The organism is Microbacterium testaceum (assembly GCF_029761935.1).
GTDB classification, from domain to species: Bacteria; Actinomycetota; Actinomycetes; order Actinomycetales; family Microbacteriaceae; genus Microbacterium; species Microbacterium testaceum_A.
Genome location: NZ_CP121699.1, coordinates 3,133,931 through 3,146,279, shown reverse-complemented (window position 1 = coordinate 3,146,279; position 12,349 = coordinate 3,133,931). Strand labels below are relative to the sequence as shown.

Annotated in this window: 10 protein-coding genes and 1 tRNA gene; 1 reads left to right on the top strand and 10 read right to left on the bottom strand. The window is 69.7% G+C overall.

The features are described 5' to 3' along the window. The first annotated feature begins 52 nt into the window (after positions 1-52). Positions 53-1,144 (top strand): PAS domain-containing sensor histidine kinase, encoded by a 1,092-nt coding sequence (locus tag QBE02_RS15040; protein ID WP_279366449.1) that lies wholly within the window; start codon positions 53-55, stop codon positions 1,142-1,144. A gap of 13 nt (positions 1,145-1,157) precedes the next feature. Here the strand turns inward: QBE02_RS15040 and QBE02_RS15035 are convergent, their stop codons facing one another. The 10 genes from QBE02_RS15035 to topA all read right to left on the bottom strand — a co-directional run bounded on the left by QBE02_RS15035 (position 1,158) and on the right by topA (position 12,341). Beyond that, positions 1,158-1,736 carry an isochorismatase family protein gene (locus tag QBE02_RS15035; protein WP_279366448.1) on the bottom strand — a complete coding sequence of 193 codons (579 nt, stop codon included), beginning with the start codon at positions 1,734-1,736 and terminating at the stop codon, positions 1,158-1,160. Next, positions 1,733-3,988, bottom strand: coding sequence for an MMPL family transporter (locus QBE02_RS15030; RefSeq protein WP_279366447.1), 2,256 nt, complete (start codon positions 3,986-3,988; stop codon positions 1,733-1,735). Before QBE02_RS15030 ends, QBE02_RS15035 begins: the two co-directional genes overlap by 4 nt. Positions 3,989-4,029: 41 nt before the next feature. After that, positions 4,030-4,425 (bottom strand): hypothetical protein, encoded by a 396-nt coding sequence (locus QBE02_RS15025; protein ID WP_279366446.1) that lies wholly within the window; start codon positions 4,423-4,425, stop codon positions 4,030-4,032. Between the two features lie 69 nt (positions 4,426-4,494). Further along, positions 4,495-5,025 (bottom strand): hypothetical protein, encoded by a 531-nt coding sequence (locus QBE02_RS15020; RefSeq protein WP_279366445.1) that lies wholly within the window; start codon positions 5,023-5,025, stop codon positions 4,495-4,497. Between the two features lie 118 nt (positions 5,026-5,143). Next, positions 5,144-5,219: transfer RNA gene (locus tag QBE02_RS15015), tRNA-Thr, on the bottom strand. A 65-nt stretch (positions 5,220-5,284) separates the two neighbouring features. Next, complete coding sequence (gene deoC, locus QBE02_RS15010) at positions 5,285-5,980, bottom strand: deoxyribose-phosphate aldolase (RefSeq protein WP_431844570.1); 696 nt, start codon at positions 5,978-5,980, stop codon at positions 5,285-5,287. A 37-nt stretch (positions 5,981-6,017) separates the two neighbouring features. Further along, positions 6,018-7,559 carry an alpha/beta hydrolase gene (locus QBE02_RS15005; protein ID WP_279366443.1) on the bottom strand — a complete coding sequence of 514 codons (1,542 nt, stop codon included), beginning with the start codon at positions 7,557-7,559 and terminating at the stop codon, positions 6,018-6,020. Beyond that, positions 7,556-8,734, bottom strand: a complete 1,179-nt coding sequence (locus QBE02_RS15000) for a DNA polymerase III subunit delta' (RefSeq protein WP_279366442.1) — start codon at positions 8,732-8,734, stop codon at positions 7,556-7,558. Before QBE02_RS15000 ends, QBE02_RS15005 begins: the two co-directional genes overlap by 4 nt. A 68-nt stretch (positions 8,735-8,802) precedes the next feature. Continuing rightward, entirely contained in the window at positions 8,803-9,477 is a 675-nt protein-coding gene (tmk, locus tag QBE02_RS14995) for a dTMP kinase (protein WP_279366441.1), read from the bottom strand. Beyond that, complete coding sequence (gene topA / locus QBE02_RS14990) at positions 9,474-12,341, bottom strand: type I DNA topoisomerase (protein ID WP_279366440.1); 2,868 nt, start codon at positions 12,339-12,341, stop codon at positions 9,474-9,476. Before topA ends, tmk begins: the two co-directional genes overlap by 4 nt. Positions 12,342-12,349: the final 8 nt, after the last annotated feature.

Genomic DNA, 12,349 nt, shown 5'->3' with positions numbered 1-12,349 from the left:
TTGCGACCCGTGCCGGTGCGACCGCATGATCATGGTCCCCGATGAGCCTCCGGTGTCTCTCGTCCTCCCGGGCAACGACCCCGACCATCCGTTGACGAGCATCCGACGCTCCATCCCGCGCGACTGGGACGAGCAGGTCGACCTCTTCGCGATCGTCAAGCTCGACAGCGGCGGGTTCGTCCGCGGGTGGAACCTCGGAGCGGAACGCATCAAGGGGTACAGCGAGGACGAGATCCTCGGCTCGCACTTCTCGCGCTTCTACCGCGAAGAGGACCGGCGGCGCGGCAAGCCCGACCAACTCCTCGCGGCCGCCCAGCGCGACGGCCACGTCGAAGACACCGGCTGGCGCGTGCGCAGCGACGGTTCGGAGTTCTGGGCGCGCGTGACGATCTCGGCCATCCGCACCGACCAGGGCCAGGTTCTCGGCTTCGTCAAGATCGTGCGCGATCTGACGACGGAGAAGCGGGACGCCGACGAGCGTGAGGCACTGCAGCGCACCTTCGCACACGACCTGCTCTCGCCGGTCACGGCTCTACGCGGCTACCTCGACCTGATCGGCGAGGAGCTGCCCCCCGACCACCGCCTCCTGCGCCTCGCCGGCGAGGCGAGCGACCACATCGTCGCCATGGCCCAGGCCCTCATGGCCGACGTCAACACCGCCGCCGAGCGGGGACGGCGGCGCGCGAGCCTCGACCTCATCGCCCGCGGAGCCGTCTCACTCGTCCTGCCGGGCGATGCGCCCGGCCGCGTCGTGTTCGGCCAGATGAATGCCGTTCCGGTCTGGGGCGATGTGCTCGGACTCCGACGCGCGATCGCCAACGTGCTCGAGAACGCCGCGAAGTACTCGGACGACCTCATCGAGGTCGACGTCTTCGAAACCGACGAGGGGGCCGTGGCGCGCGTGCGTGATCGAGGTCGCGGCATCCATCCCGACGATCTGGCCTCGATCACGCAGGAAGGCAACCGAGGTCGGCTCGCGGATGCCGGCGACGGGGGACGCGGGATCGGGCTCGCGAGCGTGCAGCGCATCGTGGGCGCACACGGCGGAACAGTACGCATCACGAGCGCACCGGGTGAGGGGACGAGCGTCTCCCTCACGATCCCCCGCGCCGACGACGAGGTGGACCCCGTTCGGGTCGACTGAACCCGGCCTCGCCTCAGGAGCCCGAGATCGAGAGGTCCGCGCCCGCAGCCTCGATCTCGGCCAGGGCCGCCGCGCTGGAGTCGGGATGCACACCCGCGACCAGATCGGTGAGGACGCGCACGCGGCGCCCCGCGCCGATCGCATCGAGGGCGGACGCACGCACGCAGTAATCGGTCGCGATGCCCACCACGTCGATGTCCCGGATGCCATGGACCTCGAGCAACTGCGCCGCGGTCTCGCCCGCGTCGGTGACGCCCTCGAACAGCGAGTAGGCGGGCTTGCCCTGCCCCTTCTTGAGATGGTGCGTCACCCGCGAGGTGTCGAAGACCTCGTCGTACTCGGCACCGAACGTGCCGCCCACGCAGTGCACCGGCCACGTGTCGACGAAGTCGGGACTGTCCGAGAAGTGGCCGCCGTTGTCGTCGTCGCCGTGATGCCAGTCCCGCGACGCGACGATGAGCGCGTACTCATCGGCGTGCGCGGCGAGGTACCCCGAGATGCGCTCGGCGACCGCGTCACCGCCCTCGACGCCCAAGGCGCCGTGCTCGGTGAAGTCGTTCTGGACATCGACGATGAACAGGGCGCGCGTCATGCGTCGAGCCTACGCTCCGCGGCATCCGTCCGCCCCAGCTTGGAGGGCCACCAGATGCGCCGGCCGAAGTCGTACGCCAGGGCGGGCACCAGCAACGAGCGCACCACGAACGTGTCGAGCAGCACACCGAAGGCCACGATGAAGGCGATCTGCGCGAGGAAGAGGATCGGGATGACCCCGAGAGCCGCGAACGTCGCCGCCAGCACGAGCCCCGCCGAGGTGATCACTCCGCCCGTGGCGACGAGGCCACGCAGGATCCCCGCACGCGTGCCGTGCGCGAGAGACTCCTCCCGCACCCTCGACATCAGGAAGATGTTGTAATCCACACCCAGTGCGACGAGGAAGACGAAGCCGTACAACGGCACCGCCGGATCCGCGCCCGGGAAGCCCAGGATGCCGTCGAACACCAGGGCACTGACGCCCAGCGCCGCACCGAACGACACGATGACGGTCCCGATGAGGATGAGGGGGGCCACGATCGAGCGCAGCAGTGCCATGAGGATCAGCAGGATGACGGCGAGCACGATCGGGATGATGAGCGTCCGATCACGAATCGAGGTGTCGATCGAGTCGATGTCGGTGGCGGTGACACCGCCCACCAGGGCGGTGCCCTCGCCGAGCTCGGTGGTGAGGTCGGCGCGGAGCTGACGGACGGTCTCGTCCGCCGCCGGCGAATCGGCCGTATCCGCCAGGGTCGCGGCCAGCAGGACGTCGCCGTCCGCGACGGTCGGGGCGGGCGCGGGCGTCCCGGGCGCGCCGAACGCCGTCGTCTGGAGAGCGCCGTCGGATACGCTCACCGGCGACTGCCCACCGGGGGCGTCGGCGCTGAGCACCGCGACCGCGTCGACTCCCGACGCGCTCTGGAGGACGGTCGCCGCCCGAGCGGCGTCCTGTTCGGGGACCAGAACGTACGCCGGGCTGCCCGAGCCGCCCGGGAAGTGCTCGGCGAGGGCGGCCTGACCTTCGCGCGCCTCGGACGCCCCCAGCACGAGGTCGCTAGCGGGCACGCCGTCGGCGCGCAGCTGGGTGACACCGACGCACGCGGCGAGGAGGACGAGCGTGCACACGATCCAGACCGGCCGGGCCCGGCGGGCGACGAAGCGCGCCTGGCGCGGCCAGAACCCCTTCGTGGGCTGCGTGAAGTCGGCCGGCAGGGCCGACTGACCGGGCTTCGGCAGGAACGGCCAGAACGCCGCCCGGCCGACCAACGCCAGGAGAGCGGGGAGGAAGGTCAGCGCCGACAGAACGGCGAAGGCGATCCCGATGGACGCGATGGGGCCGAGGGCACGGTTGGTCGCCAGATCGGACAGCAACAGGCAGAGAAGCCCGGCGATCACGGTGCCACCCGAAGCCAGGATGGGCTCGAACGCTCCCTTCCACGCCCGGACCGTGGCATCCCACCGCGGACGACCCTCGCCGATGGTCTCGCGGAAGCGCGCGACGTACAGGAGGGCGTAGTCGGTGGCCGCGCCGATGACGAGGATGAAGAGGATCCCCTGGACCTGACCGTTGAGGACCACGATGCCGGCGAAAGCGAGCCACCACACGGTCAGCAGAGCCACGCAGAGGGCGAAGACCGAGGTCAGCAGCACCAGGATCGGCAGCAGCGGTGAGCGGTACACGATGACGAGGATGACGAAGACGGCCACCAGCGCGACGATCAGCAGAAGGCCGTCGATGCCGAGGAAGCCCTTCACGAGATCGGCGGTGAACCCGGCCGGGCCCGTGACCCACGCCTCGACGCCCGCCGGGACCTCGGCGGACACCTTCTCGCGCACCTGCTCGACGACGTCGCGCACCTCACCGGAGCTGTCGATGGGCACGAAGATCTGCGCGGCCTGACCGTCCTCCGAGACCACGGGAGGCGACGCGTCGCCCGAGACGCCATCGACGGCGGCGAGGTCCGTCGCGAGGGTCTGCAGTGCGGTCACCTGTGCGTCGCTGAGCGCGGCGCCGTCAGCGGTCGAGGCGACGACGATCGCGGGGATCGTGTCGCTCCCGGTGAAGTCGGTCAGGCGCTCGCTCACTCGCGTCGCGTCGGCCGACTGCGGCAGGAAAGAGGACTGATCGTTCGTCGCGACCTGGTCGACCTTGCCGAAGAAGGGACCGCCGATCGAGCCGCCCACCACCCAGAGCAGAACGAGCAGGCTGGGGATGCCGACCCTCAGCCACCGCGAGACGCGCGGGGCGTTCGTCGATCGGCGGGTGCGTCCGCGGGAGGAGCGGCGAGTGGAAGCAGGCGAAGCGGACATATAGCTAGCTTATCTAGCAATATGTGTTTCGCGCCAGTCCGTCATCCGCGCGCGAAGAGCACCACGATCGACACGACGAACGCCACCGCACCCAGAGTCAGCACCCCGGCCGCCAGCAGGGAGACGAAGCGCACCAGCGGAGAAGAGCGCGTCAGCCGCATGCGATCGACGCGGCCCCGGCGGTAGAAGATGTCGGCCATGTCGGCCGCCCCGATCTTCGCGTCGTCGTGGGACGAGAGCGGAGCCTCATTCACTCCCCCGTCGGCGTCGAACCACCGCACCACGCGGCCCCCGTCGACATGCTCGACCACGGCGCGAGTCGGCACCCACGTGCCGTCGGCCAGAAGCAGGAAGACCGCGACGAAGGCGAGCAGAAGACCGCCACCCAGACCCACCCACGTGAAGATCTCGATGACGGCATCGAGGGCGTTCGACACGGGGGCTCCAGCAGGGTTCGACGGGCGGAGGACAGCCGTCACGCGGACGCGGAACGAGGCGGGTTCAGCCTATCGGGCGAGGTCGGGCCGAACCTCTCGAGCCACCGTCGCGAGGGCCTCGAGCCGTCGGGCAGCGCGCAACGCGATGACCAACGGCACCGCCGCCACGACACCGAACGAGATGTCGATGAGCTGCCAGCCGAGCGGGAGACCGCGGATCGGCCCCGCGATGAGCGCCAGCGGAATGATCCCCGCGCACGCGACGAGCCCCCACTGGAGGACGAACACGTTGCGAACCGGATCGCGCCACGGGCCGATGAAGGCGACGGCGATCAGCAGATGGGCGAACGCCAACCAGTCGGTGCCGTAGGCGATGAACGGGAACGCCGCGGCCGTGGCATCCAGTCCCTCCCCCACCCGATCCACCCAGCCGACCGCCTCCGGAGCGAAGGCCGCGACCCCGAGCCCGCGCAGGATCTGGCGACCGAGGGCGAGCTCTTCGCGGAGCGGGAAGGCGGTCAGGCCGCTGACGGCGAGTCCCGCGATGACGATCGCGAGGCAGACCCGGATGCGACGGATGAGAGCAGTTCGTTCGTTCATGGCCCCCCGTTCGATGCCGGCCCCTGGGGCGAGCGTACGACCGAGCGCGTGCGCGACGCGGCGAAATGCTCCACCGACGAAGAAAGGCCCCCACCCGGTGGAAGCGGGTGGGGGCCTTTGGAGCCGCCTAAGGGAATCGAACCCTTGACCTATTCATTACGAGTGAATCGCTCTGCCGTCTGAGCTAAGGCGGCATGTGCGCGCTGGAGCGTGCACGATCATCGATCTTACATGCTCCAGCGCATGCTCAGGTACGAGCTCAGTAGTCGCCGGCGGCGGTGCCGTCGGCGAGGATGTCACGACTCGACGACAACCCCAGACGCGTGGCGCCCGCGGCGATCATCTCTTCGGCGGCCGCGCGCGTGCGCACTCCCCCGGATGCCTTGACCTCGGCGCGGTCGCCGACCGTGCGCTTCATCAGCTCGACCGCGTGGACGCTCGCGCCACCGGCGGGGTGGAAACCGGTCGACGTCTTGACGAAATCGGCGCCCGCGTTGACCGCTGCCTCGCAGACGGCGACGATGGCCTCGTCGCTCAGCGCGGCGGATTCGATGATGACCTTGAGGACGGTCGGCGCGGGGGCCGCGGCCCGGACGGCGCGGATCTCAGACTCGACGATGTCGTAGCGACCCTCGATCGCGGCGCCCACATCGATGACCATGTCGATCTCGTCGGCACCCTGCGCGACCGACAGAGCGGCCTCGGCGGCCTTGACCTCGGCGTGGTGCTTTCCGCTCGGGAAGCCGCACACCACGGCGAGCTTGAGCCCCTCCGGCAGCTGCACCGGCAGGAACGAGGGCGAGATGCACACGCTGTAGGTGCCGAGCTCGGCGCCTTCGGCGATGAGGCGCTCGACGTCGGCGCGGGTGGCCTCGGGCTTGAGCAGCGTGTGGTCGATGTAGGTCGCCAGGTCGGCGATGGGCGCGGTCATGGGGGTCTCCTCGGGGTATGACATCTTCAGCCTAGGTGCGCGGGCGGTCAAGGCAGGGGCGCTACTCGCAGCGCAGCCCCTCGGCGGGTACGGTGCCGTCGACCAGGTAGTCGTCGACGGCCGAGTTCACGCAGTCGTTGCCCTTGTTGTAGGCGAGGTGCCCCTCGCCCACGTAGGTCACGAGCACGCCCTGCGAGAGTTGACCGGCGAGAGCTTGCGCCTCGGTGTACGGGGTCGCCGGGTCTCCCGTCGTGCCCAGTACCACGATGGGCGGCGAGCCGGGGGCGGTGATCGCCTGGCGCGTGCCGGTCGGCGGGGCGGGCCACGCGGCGCACGCGTCGGGGCCCAGCCAGTAGGGGGCGACCACCGGGGCCTTCTGCTGCAGCTCTTTCTCGATCTGCGGGTTGTCCTCGTCGCCCTCGTCGGGATAGTCGACGCAGTTGTACGCCCGCAACGCCTGCATCGTGTTGTCCTGGTACTGACCGCCGACACGACCGTTGTAGAAGTCCGCGAGTTGGAAGGCGACGGAGGCATCGCCGTTCTGCGCCCCGGTGAGAGCCATGCGGAGGTAGGGCCAGTTCTGGTCGCTGTACAGTGCCGCCACGATCGAGGTCACGAGGGTGTCCGCGCCGAGCCGCCTCCCGTCGGGGCCCGTCAGCGGGCGGGCGTCGACGCGTTCCAGCAACGACGAGAGATCGTTCATCGCGTCGTCGACGGAACCGGTGAACGGACAGTCCGAGCTTTCGAGGCAGTCCGCCATGAAAGCGCGCAGGGCGTTCTCGAACCCGACCGCCTGGGCGATACCGCTCGCGCTGCTCGGCAGGCTGGGGTCGATTCCCCCGTCCAGGACCATTCGCCCGACACGATCGGGGAAGAGCCCCGCGTACGTCGTGCCGAGGAACGACCCGTACGAGAAGCCGAGGTAGTTCAGCTTCTTGTCCCCCAGGACGCCGCGCAGCAGGTCCATGTCGCGCGCGGCGTTCTCGGTGGAGACGTAGGGGAGGATGCCGTTGCTGTTGGCCTGACACGCCTGCGCGAAGTCGGCCTGGCGCTTCTCGAGCGCGGCGTTCCACTCGTCGCTGCCGCGCGTACCCGGGGGGATGTCGTAGAGGAACGAATCCATGCCCGCCGCGTCGTAGCAGGTGACCGGTGCCGACTGGCCCACCCCGCGAGGGTCGAAGCCGATGATGTCGTACGTCTTCGTCAGCGTCTCGTCGGCCACGAGCGACAGGGAGTCGCGCACGGTGGACACACCGCTCACACCGGGGCCCCCGGGGTTCGTCAGCAGAGAGCCCAGCGGCTGGCCCGACGTCGCCCGATGCCGGATCACCGACAGCGTGAGGTCGCCGGCCGACGGATCGGCGTAGTCGCGGGGCGCGGTGACCGTCGTGCAATCGAAACCGGCCGAGCCGCAGTCGGTCCAGGTGAGCGTCTGCCCGTAGTAGGGCAGGAGCGACGCGTCGATGCCCTCGGTCTGCGGTGCCAGCGACGGCCCGACCGCGGGTGCCATGGGAGGGATCTGGGCGTACAGACATCCCGACAGGGCGAGGGCGAGACCCGCGACGCCCGCGATGACGGCGGCGAGACGACGGCGGACGCTCACGGAGCGGACCCGTTGGCGACGGTGATCATGAGACTCTCCAGGGCCAGCAGCGGGGCGGCGTTCTGCTCGAGGGTGCGGCGGGTGACCGAGATGCGGTCGAGGACTCCCAGCGTGCGCGCGGGAGACCACTCCCCGGCGAGGGCGCGGAGCGCGTCGAGGCGTTCGCTGTTGACCAGGTCTCCGTCGCGGCCGTACTGGATCATCACGACATCGCGGAAGAGCGACTGCAGGTCGGTGAGCACGCGGTCGATACCGTCGCGCAGGCTGCGGGTCGCCCGGCGCTTCTGGTCGTCTTCGAGGGCGTTCACCTGACCGCGGACGGACGGCGGCACCGCAGCCCCCTCGGCGACGCCGAGCATGCGCAGAAGCGATTGGCGCTCTTCTTCGTCGCGGGTGGCGGTGAGGGCCTTGGCGTCATCGGTGGCCAGCCGCACGATGCGTCCGGCCACATCGACGGCGTCGCCGATCCCGCGGACGGCGAGCACCGCCGCGAGGGTTTCGGCGCGGCGGCCGCGAGCGTCGTCGTCGGTCGCGAGGCGCTGCGCCATGCCGATGTGGCGCTGCGCGTGGCGCGCGGACTCCTCCGCGATGTCGGGGCTCACTCCCGTGCGTTCCACGATCAAGGCGGCGACGTCGGCGACCGACGGCTCGCGCAGACGCAGGACGCGCACGCGCGAGCGGATGGTCGGCAGCAGGTCGGCGTCGCTGGGTGCGCACAGCACCCAGACGGTCTTCTCGGGCGGCTCCTCGAGGGCCTTGAGCAGCACGTTCGAGGTGCGCTCGGCCATCCGGTCGGCGTCTTCGACGATGATCACGCGGTGACGACCGAGCGAGGGGGCGAAAGAGGCGCGCTCGACGAGTCGACGCGCCTCGTCGATGCGGATCACGACCTGCTCGGTGCGCAGGGCGGTGAGATCGGGGTGAGTCCGGGCGAGCACCTGGCGTTGCGCGTTCTCGTCACCCGGATCGGCGATGAGAGCGGCGGCGAACGCGTAGGCCAGGGTGGATCGCCCCGAACCGGGAGGTCCGGTGATGAGCCACGCGTGCGCGAGCGCCGAGGGGTCGGATGCCGCGGCCTGCAGCGTCTGCACGGCCTCGTCCTGCCCCCACACGGCGTCCCAGGGGAACGACGCCGAACCGGCGGCGGACGCGGACGGATCGAGGGCGACGGACATGGGCTCCAGCCTAATCGGGGGGTCGGACACGGCCGCTGGCGGTCGGCTGTGCATCGACCACGCTCGCCTCAGCCGAGGTGCTCCTGCATCGCCGCGCGCACCTGACCCGCCAGCATGTCCGGCGCCTGTGAGGCATCGAGCACGAGGAAGCGGTGGGGCTCGGCGGCGGCCAGGGTGAGGAAGCCGGCGCGCACGCGCGCGTGGAACTCGCTCTTCTCCGCTTCGAGACGGTCGAAGGGCTTGTCGTCCGCGTCCAGGCGACGGCGCGCCGCGGCGGGGTCCAGGTCGAGCAGCACGGTGAGATCGGGCAGGAGCCCGCCGGTCGCCCAGAGCGACAGTGCACGGATGTCATCGGCATCCAGGACACGACCGGCGCCTTGATAGGCGACGGAGGAATCGAGGTACCGGTCCTGGATCACGACGTCGCCGCGCGCGATGGCGGGCTGGACGACGGTCTCGACGTGATGGGCACGGTCGGCCGCGTAGAGCAACGCTTCGGCGCGGGCGGCGATGTGACCGCGGTGGTGCAGGACGATGTCGCGAATGCGCACTCCCACGTCGGTGCCACCGGGCTCGCGCGTGCGAACGACGTTCCGGCCACCGGAGCGCAGCCAGTCCTCGAGCATCGAGGCCTGAGTGGTCTTGCCGGCGCCGTCCCCGCCTTCGAAGGTCACGAACAGGCCGGGCCCCCCGGCCGCGGACGCCCGAGGGAGAGTCAGCGGCCGGGTGCGGTCGTCGGTCACGAGTTCTTCGCCGGGGCCTTGCGCGTGGTCGTCGCCCGCGGGGCGGCGGTCTTGGCGGCCGTCGTCTTGGCGGCCGTCGTCTTGGTCGCAGCCGTCTTCGCCGCGGTGGTCTTCGCCGCGGCCGTCTTCGCCGCGGTGGTCTTCGCCGTCGTCTTGGCCGCCGTGGTCTTCGCGGCAGCCGTCTTCGCGGGGGCCTTTCGCGCTGCGGTCTTCTTCGGCGCGGGACCCTTGGCGCGCTTGTCGGCGATCAGCTCGACGGCGCGCTCGAAGGTGATCGCCATCGCGTCTTCGCCGCGGGGGACAGTGGCGTTGGTCTCGCCGTCGGTGACGTAGGGACCGAAGCGACCGTCCTTCAGCTTGAGGGGCTTGCCGCTGACCGGGTCGGCGTCGAACTCCTTCAGAGCGCTCGAGGCCCGGCGGGCGCCGTACTTCGGTTCGGTGTACTTCGCGAGCGCCTGGTCGAGCGTGATGTCGAAGATCTGCTTCTCGTCGTCGAGCGACCGGGAATCGGTGCCCTTCTTGAGGTAGGGACCGAAGCGACCGTTCTGCGCGGTGATCTCCTCACCCGAGGCGGGGTCGGTACCCACGACGCGGGGAAGGGAGAGCAGCTGCAGGGCCGTATCGAGATCGACCGTGTCGACGGACATCGACCGGAAGAGCGAGGCGGTCCGAGGCTTCGGGGCCGCTTCCTTCTTAGCTCCGCGCTTCTTGGGGGCCTCGACGACCTCGCCCGTGGCCTGGTCGACCTCTTCGGGCTCCTCGGCGTCGACCTCTTGCACGTAGGGGCCGAAGCGACCGTCTTTCACGACGACGAGCTTGCCGTTCTCGGGGTTCTCGCCCAGCACCCGGTCGCCGGCCACGGGGGCGTCGATGAGCTCCTGCGCCTTCGCGGGCGTGAGCTCGTCGGGCGCGAGGTCCTCGGGGATGTTGACGATGCGCGGCTTGGCGTCGGGGCCGGCCGTGGGATCGGTCACCTCGAGGTACGGGCCGTACTTTCCGAAACGCAGCGTGGCCGTGTCGGTGATGCGCGTCGAGTTGAGCTCGCGAGCGTCGATCTCGCCGAGGTTGTCGACGATGTGACGCAGTCCCACCTGCTTCTCGGAGCCGAAGTAGAACGACTTCAGCCACTCGGTGCGGCGCTGCTCGCCACGCGCGATGGCGTCGAGATCGTCTTCGAGGGCGGCGGTGAAGTCGTAGTCGACGAGGTCGGCGAAGTGCTCTTCGAGGAGGCGGACGACGCTGAACGCGAGCCAGCTGGGCACGAGGGCCTGACCACGCTTGCTGACGTACCCACGGTCGAGGATCACACCGATGATGCTGGCGAAGGTCGACGGGCGACCGATCCCCTTCTCTTCGAGGGCCTTGACCAGGCTGGCCTCGGTGTACCGCGGCTTCGGAGAGGTGCTGTGCCCCTTGGGCTCGACATCGCTGACCGACAGCGTGTCGCCCACGGCGACCGCCGGCAGCGACTGGTCGGCGTCGTCGTCGTTGCGCTTCTCGTCGGCGCCTTCTTCGTAGGCCTCGAGGAACCCCTTGAAGGTGTAGACGGTTCCGGATGCCGTGAACTCGGCGACCTGGGCACCGGCCTTCACCGTGAGCGTGACGGTCGTCGTCTCGTACTTGGCATCCGCCATCTGGCTCGCGACGGTGCGCTTCCAGATCAGGTCGTACAGCTTCTGCTCGTCGCGATCGAGCGAGGAAGCGAGCGACGCGGGCGTGCGGAAGGTCTCGCCCGAGGGACGGATAGCCTCGTGCGCCTCCTGCGCGTTCTTCGACTTGCTTTTATAGACGCGCGGGTTCGCGGGAACGGCCTTGTCGCCGTAGAGAGCGACGGCCTGAGCACGCGCTGCCGAGATGGCCTGCCCCGAGAGGGCGACCGAGTCGGTACGCATATAGGTGATGAAGCCCTTTTCGTAGAGTCGCTGGGCGACGCCCATGGCGTGCTTGGCGCTCATCGAGAGCTTGCGGCCGGCCTCCTGCTGCAGCGTGGAGGTCGTGAAGGGGGCACGCGGGCTGCGCGTGCCGGGCTTCGCCTCGACCTTAGCGACGGTCGCCGTGCCGGCGGCGGTGATCGCGTCGGCGAGTGCGCGTGCCTGCGCCTCGTCGAGGACCACGACGGCCTTCTTGAGCTGCCCGTTGTCGTCGTAGTCGCCGCCGCGCGCGATGGGCGCGCCGTCGAGACGGTTCAAGCGCGTGGTGAAGGAGGAGCCGGACTGCGACGCGAGTGCCTCGACGTCCCAGTACGAGGCCGAGACGAAAGCCATGCGCTCGCGCTCGCGCTCGACGACCATACGGGTGGCCGCGGACTGCACGCGACCGGCGCTGAGGGCCGTGCCCTCGCGGCCCGAGCCGACCTTGCGCCATAGAACGGGCGAGACGTCCCAGCCGTAGAGCCGGTCGAGCACGCGGCGGGTCTCTTGCGCGTCGACGAGCGAGACGTCGAGTTCGCGGGTGTGCTCGGCGGCCTCTTTGATGGCGTCCTTGGTGATCTCGTGGAAGATCATGCGACGCACGGGGACCTTGGGCTTGAGGACCTCGAGGAGGTGCCACGCGATGGCTTCGCCTTCGCGGTCACCATCAGTGGCGAGGAGGACTTCGTCGGCCGTCTTGAGAGCGCGCTTGAGCTCGGCGACGGTCTTCGTCTTGCGGTCGTTGACCACGTAGAAGGGGTCGAAGTCGTTCTCGACGTCGATGGAGTACTTGCCGTACGCCGCCTTCTTGTCGGCCGGGATCTCTTTCTTCGACGCGAGGTCGCGAATGTGACCGACCGAGCTGAGCACCTCGTAGTCGTCGCCGAGGTATCCCTGGATCGACTTCATCTTCGTCGGGGACTCGACGATGACGAGCTTCTTTCCGTTTGCCACTGGGGTCC

Coding starts and splice junctions, on each gene's coding strand:
- QBE02_RS15035 (WP_279366448.1), bottom strand. CDS start 1,736: ATGACGCGCGCCCTGTTCATCGTCGATGTCCAGAACGACTTCACCGAG.
- QBE02_RS15000 (WP_279366442.1), bottom strand. CDS start 8,734: ATGTCCGTCGCCCTCGATCCGTCCGCGTCCGCCGCCGGTTCGGCGTCG.
- QBE02_RS15030 (WP_279366447.1), bottom strand. CDS start 3,988: ATGTCCGCTTCGCCTGCTTCCACTCGCCGCTCCTCCCGCGGACGCACC.
- QBE02_RS15020 (WP_279366445.1), bottom strand. CDS start 5,025: ATGAACGAACGAACTGCTCTCATCCGTCGCATCCGGGTCTGCCTCGCG.
- deoC (WP_431844570.1), bottom strand. CDS start 5,980: ATGTCATACCCCGAGGAGACCCCCATGACCGCGCCCATCGCCGACCTG.